Source organism: Halomonas maura (genome assembly GCF_030409305.1).
In the GTDB taxonomy this organism is placed as follows: Bacteria; Pseudomonadota; Gammaproteobacteria; order Pseudomonadales; family Halomonadaceae; genus Halomonas; species Halomonas maura.
In genome coordinates this window covers 1-19,406 of sequence record NZ_JAUFPQ010000008.1, presented here as the reverse complement: position 1 = coordinate 19,406, position 19,406 = coordinate 1, and the positions used below count along the sequence as shown (strand labels likewise).

The following is a 19,406-nucleotide window of genomic DNA, read 5'->3' as shown; positions in this document are numbered from 1 at the left end:
TGCCCCAGGTCAAGTGCCATGCCTGGCGCAGAAAATAAACTGGCACATAAGGGAACTGATATGAAATCAATGAAAATCATCCTGTCTTTGACCTCTGCCTCTGTCATGGCAGGCTGTACATATAATTCGACCGCCCCAGTCAGCGCCTCTTATGATGTGTATTCCAACTACAGCGACAAGATACCCGGGCGTTACGCTTTGCACATTGAAGGAGAGGAATTCTCAGGGGACTTCAAGCCTCAAGGCTATAACTGCTCATTCCATACTTTCTCTCAAGACGCAAGCGGAGCGTTTAGCCAATCGGTCGTCAAGACCTTTGAAAACCTGATCGATTACGTTGAGCCGGTTGAATACCCTCTGGATCGAAATGACATTACGATGCGTGGACTCGACGGCCAGATCATCGTAAAGGCCGAAGATATGGATGTCCGCATCAGAGTTATTCCCGGCTTCTGGAGCTCGGAGATAGAAGCTGACGTTGATTTGGCAGCCAACATGACCGTTGACTCAATGAATGGAAGGCTGCTCGGAACTACTGTAAGCGGTGATGGGGATGCCATAACTGGCGCAGGTTCCGCATGCGATGGTGGTGCGGAAGCGATGTCATTGGCAACGTCTGATGCCTTGGAAGAGCTTATGCAACGTCTTGGTGAGCGAATTACCAACTCCCCGAGGGTAAGAGGGCACTAAGCTCCATTAGCTATTAATAACGAGAAAAAACAGCTGCAATCGCGCAGCCCATATATCAACTAAATAATTTTATAACACCCAGCTCGATGATAAGTCCAAGGGGACAAGGATGAAGGAATTCAAGATATTCCAGCACCCAACAGGAAAGCAGGAAGCCGTCAAGCAAGGCTGGTCATGGCCAGGATTCTTCTTCGGCCCTATCTGGGCACTGGTCAAGAAACTGTGGGGGCTGGGTGTGGTGCTGCTTGTGATCGTCCTGTTTCTTAGCGCCGTTCCCGTGGAGACAGAGGCAGGCATGTTGACCACCCTCATCATGCTGGTGATCTATATCGTTTGTGGGGTCAATGGCAACAGCTGGCGTGAGAAGAACCTCAGGTCGAGGGGCTATGAGCACCTCGACACTGTGTCGGCCGCCAACCCTGATGGGGCAATCGCAGTATTCATCAAGGGCCGTCAGGAAAACAGCCCCGTAGAGTAGAATCTTCAGGCTTGGAGCCATCGTGCAATGAAAATATCCACCCTCCTCGACCAGATCGACAACGGCCAGACCGCCCTGCCGGAGTTCCAGCGCGGCTACGTATGGAATCGTGACCAGGTCCGCGGCCTGATGACCTCGCTTTACAAACGCTACCCGGTGGGTAGCCTGCTCTCCTGGGCCACCGATGCCAGCAATGTGGGTCATCGCGGCGATCATCAGCTCAATGCCGGTACGGTCAACCTGCTGCTGGATGGCCAGCAACGGATCACCTCGCTCTACGGCATCGTGCGAGGCAAGCCACCCGCCTTCTTCGACGGGGACGAGCGGGCCTTCACGGACCTCTACTTCAATGTCGAATCCGAAGAATTCTCGTTCTACATGCCAAGTCGCATGGCCAACGACCCCAAGTGGATCAGCGTCACCCGGCTGATGGACGAAGGGTCCGAGGGCATGACCAAGCACCTGCTGAGCTCCGGGGAGATTTCCATCGATGATCTCTCGGCCATCCTCAACCGACTCAATCGATTGCGGGACGTTCGCGACATCGAGGTCCATGTCGAGCAGATCTCCGGCGAAGACAAGACGCTGGACGTGGTCGTCGACATCTTCAACAAGGTCAACAGCGGCGGTACCAAGCTCTCCAAGGGCGACCTCGCGCTGGCGCGGATCTGTTCCACCCAGCCGGATGCCCGGGCCCGCATGCGCCAGGCGCTCGAGGACTGGAAGGCCCAGGGCTTCCACTTCTCGCTGGACTGGCTGCTGCGCTGCATCACCACGCTGACCACCAACGAGGCCAGGTTCGTCTTCATTCATGACCTGGATGGCCAACAGTTCGTCACCGGCCTGAACAAGGCGATCAAGCACATCAGCTATCTGCTTGACGTGATCGGTGACCGCCTGGGACTCGACCACCAGCAGGTACTGACCGGCCACTACGCGTTCCCGGTGCTCGTGCGCCATATCGAGGAGCAGGGCGGCAAGATCACCGACAAGGCCTCGCTGGATGCCATGCTCTACTGGTACATCCACTCGGCGATCTGGGGGCGCTACTCCGGTTCCACCGAGAGCGTGCTCTCCCGCGATCTCGATATCCTGCTCGACAACCAGCCCGACGGCATCCAGGCACTGATCCAGGAACTGCACCTCTGGCGAGGCAGCCTGAAGGTACGCGCCGACCACTTCTCCGGTCATACCCGCGGCAACCGCTTCTACTCCCTGCTCTACATGCTCACACGGGTCGGGGAAGCCAAAGACTGGGGGCTGGGTATCACCCTCAAGAAGAACATGCTGGGCAGCAATTCCAGTCTGGAGTTGCACCACATCTTCCCCAAGCATCGGCTGCGCGAATATGGTTACGATCGCAAGCAGATCAACTCATTGGCAAACTTCTGCTTCCTCACCAAAGGGTCGAACCTGAGCATCTCCAATCGCCTGCCGATGGAGTATTTCGCCGTGGTACGTGAGAACCACCCCGAAGCCCTGCAGAGCCAGTGGGTACCGATGGATGAAGCGCTGTGGCAGATCGACCGTTATCCAGACTTCCTCAAGGCGCGCCGAGAGCTGCTGGCACAAGCCACGAACGCCCTGCTCGACGAGCTCTATCCCTTCGATGACAGCTACGAGACGGCCTACACGCCGGCACCCAGTCGCGACATACCCGGCGGGATCGAATCCGAAGAAGAGGAACTGCAACTCCGCGATCTTCAGCAATGGATGGAGGAACAGAAGCTGCCGAGCGGTGAGCTGGAGCATGAGCTGGTCGACGCTCACACCGGTGCCCCGAGGGCAATTCTCGACCTGGCGTGGCCCGATGGCTTCCAGCCCGGGCTCGACGGTCCTGCCGTGCTGCTACTCAACGAGGAATCCGAGGTGGTGATGGCCGCCAGCAAGGCCGGCTATCAGGTTTTCGAGGAAATCGACAAGCTGAAGCGTCATGTAGCGGAGCACATCCTCGACGCCCCCTATGCCGCGCTGCCCGAATGGGCCCAGCATCTGAGCAAGGATGCCATTCCGATCGCCGAGTGGGTCATGGACAACGAGCTGCCCGAACCTGTCGTCGGCCATGATGTACAGGATGGCTCCCAGACAGTCGTCGGCGCCTTCGAACTCGCCTGGCCAGAGCGCAAGGTAGGGATTTGGAGCGACCAAGGGCGCGCGAATCCGATTCCGGAAACGCTGGTCGGGTGGCACCTCTACAGCCTCGAGGAGGTCCGCGAGGCACCGACTCTGCTCACACATCGGTTGAAAGAGGCCAGCATCACATGAGCCCAGCCATTCATGAACCGATCAACGGCAGGCAGTCATCATCGGAGGTTTTGCAATGAATCCAGCAGCGGCTCTAGAAGCATTCTTGAGAGGCCAGGAAGCTGAAAGCGTAACCTACATCTTCTTCTGGCTGATCATCGGTGCCTTTCTCCTAGCGTTATACGGCTACAAGACCGACAGGATACGCGGCTTCGCGCACTATGCACCCAACCTTCTGACATCACTGGGTATCCTCGGTACCTTTATCGGTATCGTCATCGGCCTCATGCACTTCGATCCAGCCGATATCGATAGCAGCATTGCTTTACTGCTCAGTGGCCTGGAAACTGCCTTCATGACCAGCCTGCTGGGCATGGCTGCCGCGATCACCTTCAAGGTTGTCACTACGAGTTTTAAGTTCATGCAGCCGGGCGAAGTGTCGGGCGTTGGGCCCGAGGAAGTGGGCCCCGAGGATATTCATGCCAGCCTCCAGGCCCAGTCGGAGAGCCTGGAGAAGCTACGCCATGCCATCGCCGGCGACGAAGACAGCTCCCTGGTCTCCCAGCTGAAGCTGCTTCGTACCGATAATCGGGACATCGGCGACAAGCTCGGGACGCTCAATGACAACGGAAAGCAGCAGCTGGACGTGTTGGGTAACCTCAACAAGCAGTCGGAGCAACAGGCGGAACGGTTCGAGCGGTTTGCCGATGACCTTGAACAGCAGCTCAAGGATTTCGCCGAGATGCTCTCCCGCTCTGCCACCGAGACGGTCATCAACGCCTTGAAGGAGGTCATCGCCGACTTCAACAAGAACTTGACTGAGCAGTTTGGTGAAAACTTCAAGGCACTCGATGCCTCCGTCCAGAAGCTGGTGGAGTGGCAGGAGAACTATCGACACCAGCTGGCGGACATGAAGACCCAGTATGACCACGGGGTTCAGGCCATTACCCAGACCGAGCAGTCCGTGGCACATATCAGCGAGAAGGCTGGCGCCATCCCGGATACCATGGAAGGCCTCAAGTCACTGCTGGAAACCACACGCCATCAGCTGAATGAGCTCACCAATCACCTCGAGGCGTTCAAGGGCATGCGCGATGCTGCCGTCGAAGCCGTGCCAACCATACGCGAGCAGGTTGACAGCACAGTCCGGGATGTCAGCGGGGCTGCGCAGAGTGCCAGCGAGCACTACAAAAAGCTGCTCGATGACTCCGACAAGTATATCGAGGCTCACGACTCGATGCTCCAGGAGTTCCTCAAGAAGTTCCAGTCGACCACGCAGGAAGGAGTAGAGAAACTCAGTGATGACCTTTCCAACAGTGCAAAGGATGCAGCGGAAAGGCTGCGTGATGGTGCCGCGTCAGCTATGGAGGTTCTTACCCAAGGTTCAGAATCAGTCAACCAAAATTTTGACAATGTGGCTCGTAGTTTAAGTCAGACTTCCGATACATTGGCGTCTAAATCCGAGCAGATCGCTGAGCAGTTCGATGATGCCCTGAAGGACGTCAACGGCCATGTTCGCAACATGGGCGAGACCCTGACGAAGGAGAGCCAAGCCCTCAGCCAGACCCTGGCGGATGCAGGCAAACAGACTGAGCAGCATATCCGCTCGGTACAGAACCAGGTGCACGAGAGCATCGAGCAGATGCAGCAGCGTCTATCGCGCTCAGTGGAGGAGATGACGAGCATGCAGACGCACAAGATGGATGAATCCCTTCAACAGATGGAAGGGATCATGCGTCAGGCCACGCAGCGCACGGCCGAAAGCGTCAACTCTCAGCTTAAGGCCGTGGATGACAGCATGCAGCAGGAGCTGGAGCGGGTCATGACCGAAATGGGGCGTGCCCTCACGCAGATATCCGGCCGCTTTACTAATGATTACCAGAAGCTGACGCAGCAGATGCAGCAGATCGTGCAGACAGCCAACAGTGGATCCTACTGATGAGCCGGTTGAGATCTGTTTTCGGAAAGGGGCACAGCGCCGGCACGGGAGACGAGCACCATTGGCTATCGGTCTCGGACCTGATGGCTGGTCTGATGATGGTGTTTCTTTTCATCTCCATCGCCCTGATGCGCAATGCGCTGCTCGAACGTGATCGCATCAAGGAGGTCGCCGTTGCCTACCAGGAAAATCAGGTCGCGATCTACGATGCCCTGATGGACGAATTCGAGAAGGACCTGGACAGATGGCAGGCCTCTGTAGATGACGACACGCTGGCCTTTACCTTCCAATCGCCGGAAGTTCTCTTTGCCACCGGCTCCGAGTCACTGCGCCCGAGGTTCCAGCAGATCCTCGTTGACTTCTTTCCACGGTATCTCGACATACTGCTTGACTTCTCGGACTCGATCAACGAAGTGCGAATTGAAGGACATACCAGCAGTCGCTGGGCGCCAGGCTCTACCGATGAGGAAGCCTATTTCAACAACATGGAACTCTCCCAGGGAAGGACGCGTTCTGTCCTTGGCTACCTGTATGACCTTCCCGAGGTATCCACACACCAGGAATGGATCAAGGCCAATATTGCCGCCGTTGGCTTCTCCTCGTCACGCGTCGTGCTTGATGAGGAAGGCCAAGAAGATCCGGAAAGGTCTCGACGAGTCAGTTTCCGCGTGATCACCAATGCCGAGACGCAGATTCGCCAGATACTGGATGGCAACTGATGAAACTCACCGTTGACTTCTCTTCCCTTTTTGCTGCTGCAAGGAAGATGGGCGATCCCATCGAAGATGACTTTGTCCTCGACACGCCTCGCGAGCCCTGGGAGGACAAACTCGGTACAGAGGGCATCGAGCTTGAAGATATCAACGACCTGGAACAAACCGACGGTCTGCTTTCCTATCGTGGTCGGCAGGTACTCCTCTATATCCAGGATCATGGATCAAAGGCTCAGGAGGCTCTCCTCGACCCGAAAGTCGGCAAGAAGTATCACGTCGCCGAATGCCGTACATTACATAAGATGCGTAACGAAGGACGCTTCGAGCGCTATGTAGTCACCAACGACATATCCGGTGAATTTTACATCACCGGTTATGACTATATGACTCGCCAACCCGTTGAAGGAAAAACCGGGCTTCACATCTGCAAGAACTGCCTGACTTACCTCAACTACAAGGGTTACAGCAAGCCGGGCAATTATTCGGCCTTCAAGAATTTCGATCTGAGTGAGTTCTTTCAGACCTACAGCTCTTTTTTCACCCACATGCCTCTGCGCAAGACCGGAGAGAAAGAAGGCTATACCTCGGACTGGCCGGAGGTATCTCGTGCCTTTCGCCAGGAGAAGGGATACACCTGCGAGAAGTGTGGCGTGCATCTCGCGGAGCAGCCAAAACTGCTCCACGTCCACCATGTCAACGGCGTCAAGAGTGATAACCGAAAGGCCAACCTCAGAGCACTGTGTGCCGACTGCCACAGCAAGGAGGCCTTTCATGAAAGCATGTATGTCTCGCATACGGACAGACAGACCATCTCACGCTTCAGGCATGCCCAGCAGTTCCAGAACCCTGATAACTGGCAGGAGGTCATCGACCTAGCCGACTCCGGACTACGGGGCTTCATCGAGCGCTGCCGAAGCGGAAGGCTGCCGGTACCTGAAGTCGGGATCGACCTGCAAGACGATACCCAGGAAGTAAAGGGAATGCTGGAGCTGGCGTGGCCACGCCAGCGCCTGGGCATCGCCATCAATGAGCGCGACAGGATGCATGCCGAGCGCCTCGGTTGGAAGGTGTTCAGCGTCCATGAAGCTCTCGACAGCTTCACGACCTTCGTGACGCGATTGTAAGGCACGCCTTGCACGGCTCCCTGACCTTCAGCCGCAGGCCGTGTTGAGCTAGGGGGATGTTCGGCGTAGCCAGGTGATTCTGTTAACTTGAGTGAACATAAGAGCCTGCACAAGGAAGTGATCAAGGAGCCTGCATGCTGCCGAGTATCGTTGCCCATGAACTGCAGCTGAGCCTACACGACTATCTGCGGGCTGCCTTTCCGATCTCCACGCCGTACTTCCGCGGCGAGGATGACCAAGGCGAGACTGCGCTGATCGACCGCTTCCTGGCCACGCCGGGTAAGCTGCTCAAGGGGCCTTACCTGTCGCTGGGCCTGCCGTTTCGCCGCGACGATCGTGACCTCCCCTTCCGGCATGTAGACCCGGGGTTCCCGCCCTATCGCCACCAGCAGCAGGCCTTCCAGCGCTTGTGTGGGGAAGTTAAGCGCTCCACGCTGGTGGCTACTGGCACCGGCTCGGGCAAGACCGAGTGCTTCCTATTACCGATTCTCGACCACTGCACCAGCCTGCGTACCGACCCGGCGGTAACCGAGAAGCGCGGCATCAAGGCGCTGGTCATCTACCCCATGAACGCCCTGGCCACGGATCAGGCACGGCGCGTGGCCAAGCTGGCCAACGGGCTCGGCACGAAACTCACGGTGGGGCTGTTCACCGGCGACAACCCCGAAACGCCGTCGAAGACGATGTCGCCGGACGGGGTGATCACCGACAAGGAGACCCTGCGCGAGCATCCGCCGGACATCCTGCTTACCAACTACAAGATGCTCGACTTCCTGCTGATGCGCCCCAAGGATCAGCCGCTGTGGCGCTACAACATGCCCGGCACCCTGCGCTACCTGGTGGTGGACGAGCTGCATACCTTCGATGGCGCCCAAGGCACCGACCTGGCCTGCCTGATCCGGCGCTTGCGAGAGCGGCTACAGGCGAGCGACGAGCTAGCCTGCGTGGGCACCTCCGCCACCATCGGCGACGCCACGGCCTCGAAGCGCCTACGCGACTATGCCGCGTCGATCTTCGCCACGAGCTTCGATGAAGACAGCCTGGTACTGGAGGATCGTCTTTCCGCGGAGGAATACCTGGCCGCGGCCATAGAAGAGCATGGCGAAGTAGCCTTCCACGTCTGGCCGGAAAGACTGGCCGAGCGTCGCCAGCTTGACCCGCAACGCTTTGAACGCCCCGAGGCCTACCTGGCCGCCGCCTTCCAGCGTTGGTTTGCTGAAGGCAATATTCCCCCAGACACTGACGTTACGGCGTTGGGCGATGCCGGCCACCCCAGGCACTCAGCAGCCTTGGTGGCGCTGGGCGTCGACCTCAAGCGGCACGAGGCCTTCCATCGACTGCTGCGGGATAGCGAAGGAGTCACCGACCTGGAGGCGCTGTTGGAGCGCTGGAAACGTGATCGCCAGTGGGCCGGTGAGCCGGAGGTGCTGCTGCACAGCCTGCTGGCACTGGTCTCGGCGGCCCGTGAGGCGATACCCCGCGATGACGGCGCCCCCTCGCTGGCGCCACTGCTCACCGTGCGCCTGCAGCTGTGGCTACGGGAGCTGTCGCGCATGGTCACCAGCGTGGACGGTACCCCCGAACTGATCCACGCCGATGATGATCCCCAGGGCCGCCCGCGCCCCGCCCAAGCCCTCGACGAAGAGGTTCCGCTCCGGTTGCCGTTGATTCACTGTCGCGACTGCCACGCCGCGGCCTGGGGCACACTGAAAGCAGAGGATGCTCGCCATGTGTCCCGCGACCTCGCCGCCTTCTATCGCGGCTACTTCCAGCAGTCGGCGGACGTCTGCCTTCTCTATCCGCTGCGCCAGTCGAGTCCGCCAGAGGATAGCTCCGGCCAGGTCAAGCAGCTGTGCCCCACCTGCGCGGCGCTGACCCATGGAGAGGCCAGCGGCCCCTGCCCGGCTTGCGGCGCTCAGGAACAGCTGCGGGTCTGGCAGCCAACACTGCAGGAACGGCGTCGCGAGCGGTTGGTGGCTGCCACCGAGCGCTGCCCCTGGTGCCGCTCCCGCGGCGGACTATCGATCCTTGGCTTCCGCGCTGCTTCGCTCTCCAGCACCCTGCTGGCACGCCTTTACCAGTCGCCCTACAACGATGACCGCAAGGCCATCGCCTTCTCCGACAGCGTGCAGGATGCCGCTCACCGCGCCGGCTTCTTCGAGGCACGCACCTGGCGTCAGGCCCTACGGCAGGCGCTGGACGGCTGGCTGGTCAGCCAGGGACAGGGCCTGTCGCTGGATCGTCTGGCCACCACCTTCACTCTGGCCATGCGCCGGCAGGCGGGCAGCGATGCCGACTTCGTGGGGCGCTGGCTGGCCCCCAACATGGCCTGGCTGAAGGATGCCGACAGCCTGCAGCAGCAGGGCAGCCTACCGGCTGGCAGCGACCTTCCTGAACTGGTCTCCAGGCGGCTGGACTGGGAAGTGCATAGCGAGCTGGGCCTGCGCAGCCAGATCGGCCGTACCCTGGAGCGTCAGGGGCGCGTGACCTTGGGGGTGGATACGCCCCTGCTCGAGGCCGCCGCCGAGCGCCTGGTAGGCGACTGGGCCCAAGAGCTGCCCGGTATCGGCGAGGTAACAGCGTCGCAGGCCGCCCGCTTCCTGCTCGGCGTGCTGCATCGCCTGCGCATCCGAGGCGCCTTCGAACACCCCGAGGTGGAAGGCTATGCCCGGGAAGGCGGCGAGACCTGGTTCTTCCGCCGCAGCCTGTGCCTGCCCAACTACGGCCCCCGCGCCGCCCCACCGGCCTTCCTGACCCTGGAGCCGGTGTCAAAGAACTTCGACAGCATCACCGGCGCGCGGCAGACCGCGGGCGGCGGCAACTGGTATGCCGGCTGGTTCCTCAAGCAGCTGGAAGCCGATCAGGTGCTGGCCGGCGATCTCGGCCAGGCCTATCGCCTGGCGCTGCGTGCTCTGGAACGCGAGGGGCTGGTGCGGGCCCTGGCCCAGCTGCGCGGTCGCGAGGTGTGGGCGTTGACCCGCCCCCACTGGCGAGCGGTGACCCAGCCGCTGGCACTACGCTGCTCGGCCTGCGGCCAGCGCCAGCAGACCCCGCCGGACCAGTTGATGCACTGGCAAGGACTGGCCTGCCTGCAGCCACAGTGCCGTGGCCGATTCGAGCCGACCGCGCCCTTCCGCTGGGCACTGGCGCCCTCACCCACACCGCCTACCCGGCTGATTAGCCATGAACATACCGGCCTGCTGGATGCCGATACCCGCGCCCGGGTGGAACACTCCTTCATCGAAGGCGACCGCCCCTGGGACATCAACCTGCTCTCGGCCACACCGACGCTGGAGATGGGCATCGACATCGGCGACCTCTCCTCGGTACTGCTGTGCTCCACGCCGCCTGCCCAGGCCAACTACCTGCAACGCATCGGCCGAGCCGGGCGTCGTGACGGCAATGCCCTGAATGTCACCATTGCCAACGCTGCGCCCCACGATCTCTACTTCTATGCCGAGCCACTCGAGATGATGGCCGGCAGCGTGCAGCCGCCCGGTGTCTTCCTGCAAGCCACCGCCGTCCTGGAGCGCCAGCTGCTGGCCTACGTCTTCGATCATTGGGTGGCCGAGGCAGCTCGCGACGGGACCCTGGACGAAAAGATGCTGCCGGGAAGGCTCTCGTCGGTGCTGGACAATATTGTTCGCGACGACCGCCAGGGCTTTCCCTGGCCGCTGCTGGACTACGTAAGCCATCATCGAGCGCGCCTCTTCAAGGGCTTCTGTGCCATGTTTCCGGCGCTCGGCGAAGAGGCCGTCGAGCACTTGCGGGGCTATCTGGAAGACGATGCCCAGGATACCCGCAGCCTCGAATACCGCATCGTCAACCGGCTATGGCACAAGGCCAACCAGCGCCAGAGCTGGCGGGATACCATTCGCGACTACAAGAACCAGCTGGAGCGCCGTCGCAAGCAGCCCCATGACGAGGCCAATGAAGAGGCCATGGACGCCATCAATACCGAGCGTCGCGCGCTGATGGACCTGGCCCGGCGCCTCGATGCCCAGCACACCCTCAACTTCTTCACCGATGAGGGGCTGCTGCCCAACTATGCCTTCCCCGAGGAGGGCGTGACCCTCAATGGGGTGGTGATACGCTCGGTGAGCCAGGCCCAGCGGGAGGTAGAGGGCGAGAAGAAGTCGCGCCCCTACGAGGTGGTGAGCTATGACTTCCAGCGTCCCGCCCAGAGCGCCCTGGTGGAGTTGGCTCCCGAGAACACCTTCTACGCCGTGGGGCGAGCGCTGAAGATCGACCAGGTCAACCTACGGCTGAGCGACATCGAAGCGTGGCGGCTGTGCAACCACTGCCACTACAGCGAGAATCTGGCCAAAGGCGATATCCACGGCGCCTGCCCACGCTGCGGCAGCCCCCAGTGGGCCGATGGAGCCCAGAAGCGCCAGCTGCTTCGCTTGCGGGAGGTGACCGCCAACGTGCGCGACCGCGATAGCCGCATCGGGGATGACAGCGAGCAGCGCGAGCCCTCCTTTTATACTCGCCAGTTGCTCACTGACATCGCACCAGGCAGCGCCCGCTTCGCCTACCGCATCGACGATCCTGAATGCCCCTTCGGCTTCGAGTACGTGCCGAAGGCACGCTTCCTGGAGATCAACTTCGGTCGCCACGACGACCAGGCGCCCTCGCTGGCAGTCGCCGGCGAGGAGCGGCCACGTAGCGGCTTCAGGGTGTGCCAGCACTGTGGCAAGGTGCAACGGCCCGGGATGAAGGCCCATGAACGCCACCAGCGCTTCTGCCAGCTGGCCCGGCCTGGAGCCGTTGAGCACGAGGGCGACTTCATCGATAGCCTGTTCCTCTACCGAGAGCTGTCATCGGAGGCGTTACGCCTGCTACTGCCGCTTTCCGATGTGGCGATCTCCGATACCGCTCGCCACTCACTCATCGCCGCCCTCCACCTCGGGCTCAAGGCTCATTTCCATGGCAACGTAGACCACCTACGCATTACCGAGCAGCAAACGCCGGGCCAGGCCGGTGGCCCCTCGCGCCACTTCCTGGTGCTGCACGACAGTGTGCCCGGCGGTACCGGCTACCTGAAGGAGCTGATGCAGTCGCCGGAGACGCTGCTGGCGATGCTCGACACCGCCCGCCACCAGCTGGCGACCTGCGGCTGCCAGCAGGACCCGATGCTGGATGGCTGCTACCGCTGCCTGCTGGCCTACCGCGAGAGCCGGCACATGGCCAAGATCTCGCGGCGCCTGGCCCTGGAGCTACTGGACCGGATCCTGAGTCGCCGCGAGGCACTCGTCGCCATCGACGGCCTGGACGAGGTGGACCTCAATGCTCTGGTAGAGAGCGAGCTGGAGCAGCGCTTCATCGACCTGCTGCCCGTTCTGGATGCCGGGATCCGTCTGGTGCCGGAGCTGGTCGAGGGCAACCCGGGCTGGCACCTCACACTGGAGACCGGTCGCGAGGCCGATGGTAGCCCGCGGCTGATCAGCTGGCGTATCGAGCCTCAGCGCAACCTGGGCCCGGGTGACGGGGTGCTGCTGCCCACCCGTCCTGACTTCATGCTATGGCCCGGCGGCGAGGCTAACCGCGGCGCCCGCCCCCTGGCGCTCTACCTGGACGGCTTCCAGTTCCACTACGACCGGCTGGACGATGACACCGCCAAACGCCAGGCGGTGCTGGCCTCCCAGCACTTCCAGGTCTGGACCCTGGGCTGGCGTGATCTGGACAAGGCCCCGCTGGAGACGCCGCTGTGGCAGCGCCAGCCCGATCGTCACCTGGGGCAAGCCTATGGCCCCTTGGCCGATCAGCTTGGCCTGGCCAGCCACCATGACGGCGCCAAGGCGTTGAGCGAGAGTTCCCTGACCTGGCTGCTGAGTTACCTGCGCGACCCCGCGGGCACGGCTCGACAGTTGGCGGAGGCGGCGTTGGGTCAAGCCTTTCACTGGCTGGATCCACGCACCCTCAAAGACCCGGCCCTGCGCCATGCACTGGACATGGAGTTGGCCGAGAACGCCCCGCCGGGCATCCGCCGTGCGCTGCTGCCCGAAGGGGATGCTGAAGGTCGGCTGCTGGGAGGAGCCCTGGATGCCTTGAACAGCGGCGCCTCTCGGGATGGCTCGGCAGGCAGTGAGGCGGCGGTGAGCATCTCCGCCGCCGCGCTTCAAGACGCCCGACGCCTGACCCGGGAACTGCACCTGCATCTGAGCCTGGATGACCGCCACCTGCCTGCCAGCCTGGAAGGAGAGGGCCGCTGGCGAGCTTTCTGGCACGCTGCCAACCTCCTGCAGTTCCTGCCACGCTTCTCGCTTTGCTCGGTGCGCGGCGTCGCAGGCGGAGTGGTGACCGATGCCGTAGCGAAGTGTCCGGCACTGGCCGTGGAAACTGGCGAGAGCCTTGAGCCGCAGGATGCCATCAGCGCCGACTGGCAGGCGCTGATCGACGACGACCTGACCCTGCTTCCGACCGACTGGATCACCACACTGGCCAAGCGCGGCCTGCCCCTCCCCACACCGGGCCTGGATGTACTTGATGCTGCCGGAGAAGCCTCCCTTACCCTCGAGCTAGCCTGGGAAGGCCCGCGAGTGGCGGTGGTCATCGAGGAGGACCTGCCTGTCGGCTGGCGACGGCTGCTGGCCGACTGGCGGCTGGTCACCAGCCTGGATGAAGGCGCCATCGATCAGCTGGTGGGCTGGCTGAGTACTGACGAAAGGAGTGAACCATGAGCGAGATCACCGTCGCGCTGTCCCAGGAATTCCTGGAAGCCTATGCCCGGATTCCCCGCCGCAAGCAGGGCAAGGTGATGGCCATGGTCACCAAGTTTCGCGAAAATCCTCGTTCGCCCGGGCTCAACTACGAAACCTTGGCCACGCCTGACCCGAACCTGCGCTCGATCCGCGTGGACGACGACTATCGCGCCATCGTGCTCAAGCCCGAGCATGGCAACGTTTACGTACTGCTGTGGGTAGACAAGCACGACGATGCCTACGCCTGGGCCGGTCGCCATCGAGTGGATATCCATCCCCAGACCGGCAGCCTGCAGATCCTCGCCTCTAGCACCGCGGAAGTTCCCTCGGAACATGCCGAACCGGCCGCCGATACCTCGATCACCGCATCTACCGAGCCGCTATTCCAGGCTCGCGACCGCGAACTACTGCGGCTGGGGGTGCCGGAGATGATGCTGGAGCCGGTCAGGTCGCTGACCGGCGAGGCCGAGCTGGAAGCTCTGGCGCCTCGCCTCCCCGAAGAGGCCTTCGAGGCACTCACCTTCCTCGCCCAGGGAGAGCCCCTCGACGAGGTATTGGAGACCTACGGGGTACCCGACGCCCCCGCAGAGGTGGATCGACAGGACTTCGCTGCAGCGCTGCGCCGTCCCGATAGCCAACGCCGCTTCCGCGTGGTGGAAGAAGAGCAGGAGCTGGAGCGCATGCTGCAGGCCCCGCTGGCCCACTGGCGAGTCTTCCTGCATCCGAGCCAGCGCCAGCTAGTGGAACGCCACTGGAACGGCCCGGTGCGGGTATTGGGGGGTGCCGGTACGGGCAAGACGGTGGTGGTCATGCACCGCGCCCGTTGGCTGGCTCGGCGCATACTCGAGGACCTGGCCGGTGACAGCCAGCAGCAGGTACTGGTAACCACCTTTACCCGCAACCTGGCTATCGATATCGAGCAGCACCTGCGCCAGCTGTGTCGTGACGACGAACTGGCGCGCATCGAGGTGATCAACATCGACCGCCTGGTGACGCGCCTGGTCAACCGACGCGGCGCGCCAAGACTGGTCTACCCCACCGACAAGGGCTACCGCAAGGCATGGGATTCAGCCATGCAGATGAAGCCCCCCGAGCCTGACCTGCCGGAGAGCTTCTACGAAGAAGAGTGGCAGCAGGTGATCCTTCCCCAGCACGTTCTGACCCGTCAGGACTATTTCCGCGCCTCCCGGGCCGGGCGCGGCGTGGCCCTCAACCGGCGCCAGCGCGCCGCCCTCTGGCCGGTCTTCGAGGAGATGCGCGCCCAGCTCAGCCACGCCCGCCTACGCCCCTTCGAGGACGGCGTATTCGAGGCCATCGCCATGGTAGAGCGCGGTGAGCTGACCGCCCCTTGGGCGCACATTATCGTCGACGAGGCACAGGACTTCGGCGCCGAGACCCTGACCCTGCTGCGCCACCTGGTGCCGGAGGGCCAGGACGACCTGCTCATCGTCGGCGACGGCCACCAGCGCATCTACGGTCGACGGGCGGCGCTGTCGCGCTGTGGCATCAACATTCGCGGACGCGGCAAGAAGCTGCGTATCAACTACCGCACCACCGAGCAGACTCGGCGCTTCGCTGTGGCCCTGCTCGAAGGCCAACCTATCGACGACCTGGACGAGGGCAGCGATAGTCAGCAGGACTACCGTTCGTTGCTGCAAGGAGAGGCCCCCGAGACGCATCACTATCCCGATTTCGATACCGAAATGGACGCTCTGGCTGAGAGGCTCAATGCTCACCTGGCGGACCACGACGCCGAGGCCCTTGAAGGCCGAGGCGCGGATAGTTGCGTGGTCGCTCGCACCCAGCGGCTGCTGGACCAGATTGCCAACGCACTGGCAACGCGTGGCGTGCCTACCCACCCCATCTCACGCAATGCCCCAGAAGAGCCCGAAAAGCCCGGCGTGCGCCTGGCAACCTTGCACCGCGTGAAGGGGCTGGAGTTCCGTGAGATGCATATTGCCTGCGTCAATGACGGAGTGATTCCCGCGAAGCACACCGGGCGGACAGAAGACCCGGTGGAAAGACGCCACCGCGAACTCAACGAGCGCGCCCTGCTGCATGTTGCCGCTACGCGTGCCATTGAGCGTCTATTCGTAACCAGTAGCGGCAAGCCAAGTGACTTCCTCCAGCAATAGCGTTCTCTAAAATGGGAAACGCTTGTCGAGGTTCGGCAGCAGCGCCGACAGGTGGCTGGATGGACCCTCAGCACATAAAACTGGGGGTATATATGGGGGTGCATCCGCTATTCAAGCTTAGTTTTTTTATTTATTAACAATGCTTTATATTAGATTTTAACGGGACGCCGCCTCCACCAAACAGTCGACGAGAGAAGCACCCTGCGGGGTGCTTCTTTCGTTGGTGACGTCGCACTTCGCCGACAGGTGTCGGCGCTTTCTCGACGATCCGGGGTTCCATGCCCGCCGGCCCCACCCGACGGTCGAGGAACGCAGCACCCTGCGGGGTGCTTCTCTCGTTCTGGCCGGACCACCGGCCGCCGGGATCACCACCACCCGGCGTTCGAGCCACCTCCCGCTCGGTTCGCGGGACCCTGACATTGGCCAACCGGTGGCCTCCGGCACGATAATGTGGCCAGTCGCCCACCCAGATGCCGAGGCCCCATGACCAGCGCCGCGCCCCTTCCCGCGATCCCCCGCCTCGCCGAACCCGACTGGGCGGCGGTCGGCCGCCTGCCCATCGCCGGCAGCGACGAACCCCTGGTGCCGGTGGGACTGGCGCCGCCGCCGCTCAAGGCCTATCCGGCCTATGCACGACTCGGCATCCCCGGGGCGGTGAACGAGTGCTATGTGCGCGAGACGGTCTACCACCGCCTGCTCGCCGTGGCCCGGGCGCTGCCCGACGGCCTGAACCTGCTGGTGCTGGACGGCTGGCGCCCCTGGCGGGTGCAGCAGTACCTGTTCGAGACGCTCCAGGACATCCTCCACGAGCACCATCCCGAGCTCACCCCGGGCGAACTCGATGCCCGCACCCGGGAGTTCGTGGCCGAGCCGAGCCGCGCCCCCGACCGCCCCAGCCCCCACCTCACCGGCGGCGCCGTGGACGTCACCCTGTGCGATGCCGACGGCCTGCCGCTGGACATGGGCACGCGGTTCGACGAGGCCATCGCGGCCTCGCACACCGCCGCCCTGGAAGCCCTGGAGGCCCCCGATGCGGCCCAGCGCCGGGCCCGCGACAACCGCCGTCGGCTCTACCACGCCATGCGGGCCCAGGGCTTCACCAACCTGCCCAGCGAGTGGTGGCACTTCGACCTCGGCGACCAGCTGTGGGCCCACTATGGCGAGCATGCCGCGGCACGCTATGGCCCGACGGAGCTGGACACCATCGAGAGCCGCTGGCGTCGCCAGCTCTGAGCCCCGACACGACGACGCCGGGCCACTGGCGTGGCCCGGCGTCGTGTCCGGCGAGACGCGACTGGCGCGTCAGGCGGCGTTGCGCTTGCCGTCGCAGGCGGCCTGCATCGCCAGGGCGGTATCCAGCATGCGGTTGGAGAAGCCCCACTCGTTGTCGTACCAGGCCATGACCTTGACCAGCTTGCCGTTCACCCGGGTGTGATTGGCATCGAAGGTGGACGAGTTGGCGTCATGGTTGAAGTCGATGGAGACCAGCGGCTGGGCATTCACCGCGAGCACCGGTGAAGCGGCGGCGGCCTCCGCGACGATGGCATTGATCTCGTCCTTGCTGGTCTCGCGGCCGGCATTGAAGGTCAGATCGACCAGCGAGACGTTGATCAGCGGCACGCGCACCGCCAGGCCATCGAAGCGGCCGGCGAGTTCCGGCAGCACCAGGCCCACCGCCGCCGCGGCCCCGGTCTTGGTCGGGATCATCGAATGGGTCGCGCTGCGGGCCCGGTAGGGGTCCTTGTGATAGACATCGGAGAGGTTCTGGTCGTTGGTGTAGGCGTGCACCGTGGTCATCAGGCCGTTCTCGATGCCCACCGTCTCGTGCAGCACCTTGGCCACCGGCGCCAGGCAGTTGGTGGTGCAGGAGGCGTTGGAGACCACCTTGTGCTCGGGCTTGAGCACGTCCTCGTTGACGCCATAGACCACGGTGGCATCGGCATCCGGGCTGGGCGCGGAGATCAGCACCCGACCGGCACCGGCCTCGAGATGCCTGGCGGCGTCATCGCGCTTGGTGAACAGGCCGGTGCACTCCATCACCAGGTCCACGCCCAGGTCCTTCCAGGGCAGCCGCGCGGGGTCGCGCTCGGAGATGATCTCGATGCGGTCGCCGTCGACGGTGAGGCTGTGTTCGTCGTGGTCCACCTTGAAGGGAAAGTGACCATGGACGGTGTCATGGCGCAGCAGGTGGGCGTTGAGCGCCGGGTCGCCGAGATCGTTGATGGCGACGACCTGCACGCGATCGCGGTAGCCCCCTTCATACAGGGCGCGGAACACGTTGCGACCGATGCGACCGAAACCGTTGATGGCGATCTTGAGCGTCATGATGTCTTCCTCTCGATCCAGACTTTGCCGTCTTGTGGGATGGACTGAGCCGAGGAACGGCAGGGCAGCGAAGCGTCCCGGCATGCTCGCCGGGCGGGCCGACGGCTCATTTGCCCCACAATGTGGCCCACGATAGCGTCGGAGACAAGGTGTATTTCGTAATTTTACGACATTTTCCTTGGTCGCCTGGCTCGCCACATTTCTCCATATGCCTATCAATAAACGTTTTTTGCCAGAATCCGGGGCTTGTCCGTCGAGGTGTTAGACCTTCGTCGCAGCCCGGGAATTTAGTAATATCACGACTGATAGAGTATCTTGTCAGGCAGTCCCGCGACCGGCCACGCTCGGCCGCCTGCGCGAGCCCGCATTCCACAGGAGAGCCCGGCATGACTCATCGCCCCATCCCCATCCGCCGCACCAAGATCGTCGCCACCCTGGGTCCCGCCAGCGACCGGGAGGGCGTGCTCGAGCAGATGATCACCGCCGGCGTCGACGTGGTGCGCCTCAACTTCTCCCACGGCTCGGCGGACGACCACCGCCGCCGGCTCGCCGCGGTGCGCGAGATCGCCGCCCGCCAGGGGCGCAGCGTCGCCGCCCTGGGCGACCTGCAGGGGCCCAAGATCCGCATCGCCCGCTTCCGCGACGGCGCCGTCGAGCTCGCCGAGGGCGCCCCCTTCGTGATCGACATGGCCCTCGACGGCGAGGCCGGTGACGCCGAGCGGGTCGGCTGCGACTACCAGGCCCTGGCCGACGACGTGGCCGCCGGCGACCGCCTGCTGCTCGACGACGGCCGGGTGGTGCTCGACGTCGAGCGGGTCGACGGCAGCGCCATCCACACCCGCGTGGTGGTGGGCGGCGCCCTGTCCAACAACAAGGGCATCAACAAGCAGGGCGGCGGCCTCTCGGCGCCGGCGCTGACCGACAAGGACAAGGCCGACCTCGAGACCGCCATCGCCATCGGCGTGGACTACCTGGCGGTGTCCTTCCCGCGTCATGCCGCCGACATGCAGGAAGCCCGCACGCTGCTCGGCGAGGCCGGTGCCGAGATCGGCCT

The 19,406-nt window shown here is 62.9% G+C and carries 11 protein-coding genes; 10 read left to right on the top strand and 1 reads right to left on the bottom strand.

The window, feature by feature from the left end; genetic code table 11:
* Positions 1 to 18 precede the first annotated feature (18 nt).
* The 9 genes from QWY76_RS01720 (at position 19) to QWY76_RS01680 (ending at position 17,260) form a co-directional block, all read left to right on the top strand.
* Entirely contained in the window at positions 19 to 690 is a 672-nt protein-coding gene (locus QWY76_RS01720) for a hypothetical protein (RefSeq protein ID WP_290309383.1), read from the top strand.
* A 109-nt stretch (positions 691 to 799) separates the two neighbouring features.
* Positions 800 to 1,168 (top strand): DUF2628 domain-containing protein, encoded by a 369-nt coding sequence (locus tag QWY76_RS01715; RefSeq protein ID WP_290309382.1) that lies wholly within the window; start codon positions 800 to 802, stop codon positions 1,166 to 1,168.
* A gap of 27 nt (positions 1,169 to 1,195) precedes the next feature.
* Complete coding sequence (locus QWY76_RS01710; protein WP_290309381.1) at positions 1,196 to 3,433, top strand: GmrSD restriction endonuclease domain-containing protein; 2,238 nt, start codon at positions 1,196 to 1,198, stop codon at positions 3,431 to 3,433.
* Between the two features lie 55 nt (positions 3,434 to 3,488).
* Complete coding sequence (locus QWY76_RS01705; protein ID WP_290309380.1) at positions 3,489 to 5,351, top strand: MotA/TolQ/ExbB proton channel family protein; 1,863 nt, start codon at positions 3,489 to 3,491, stop codon at positions 5,349 to 5,351.
* Entirely contained in the window at positions 5,351 to 6,070 is a 720-nt protein-coding gene (locus tag QWY76_RS01700) for an OmpA/MotB family protein (RefSeq protein WP_290309379.1), read from the top strand. The genes QWY76_RS01705 and QWY76_RS01700 overlap by 1 nt, the downstream gene beginning before the upstream one ends.
* Positions 6,070 to 7,188, top strand: coding sequence for an HNH endonuclease (locus QWY76_RS01695; RefSeq protein WP_290309378.1), 1,119 nt, complete (start codon positions 6,070 to 6,072; stop codon positions 7,186 to 7,188). Before QWY76_RS01700 ends, QWY76_RS01695 begins: the two co-directional genes overlap by 1 nt.
* 134 nt (positions 7,189 to 7,322) lie before the next feature.
* The gene (locus QWY76_RS01690; protein ID WP_290309377.1) at positions 7,323 to 13,871 is read left to right on the top strand and encodes a DEAD/DEAH box helicase; all 6,549 of its coding nucleotides are present in this window, start codon (positions 7,323 to 7,325) and stop codon (positions 13,869 to 13,871) included.
* Positions 13,868 to 16,027 (top strand): UvrD-helicase domain-containing protein, encoded by a 2,160-nt coding sequence (locus QWY76_RS01685; RefSeq protein ID WP_290309376.1) that lies wholly within the window; start codon positions 13,868 to 13,870, stop codon positions 16,025 to 16,027. Before QWY76_RS01690 ends, QWY76_RS01685 begins: the two co-directional genes overlap by 4 nt.
* Before the next feature lie 483 nt (positions 16,028 to 16,510).
* Positions 16,511 to 17,260, top strand: a complete 750-nt coding sequence (locus QWY76_RS01680) for a M15 family metallopeptidase (protein WP_290309375.1) — start codon at positions 16,511 to 16,513, stop codon at positions 17,258 to 17,260.
* 69 nt (positions 17,261 to 17,329) lie between these two features.
* Here QWY76_RS01680 and gap read toward each other — a convergent pair whose 3' ends face one another.
* A complete protein-coding gene (gene gap / locus QWY76_RS01675) occupies positions 17,330 to 18,352 on the bottom strand; it encodes a type I glyceraldehyde-3-phosphate dehydrogenase (protein WP_290309374.1) in 1,023 nt (340 codons plus the stop codon).
* 386 nt (positions 18,353 to 18,738) lie between these two features.
* On the opposite strand from gap, the gene QWY76_RS01670 reads away from it, so the two are divergent.
* A partial coding sequence (locus QWY76_RS01670; RefSeq protein WP_290309373.1) for a pyruvate kinase occupies positions 18,739 to 19,406 on the top strand: 668 nt, incomplete at its 3' end.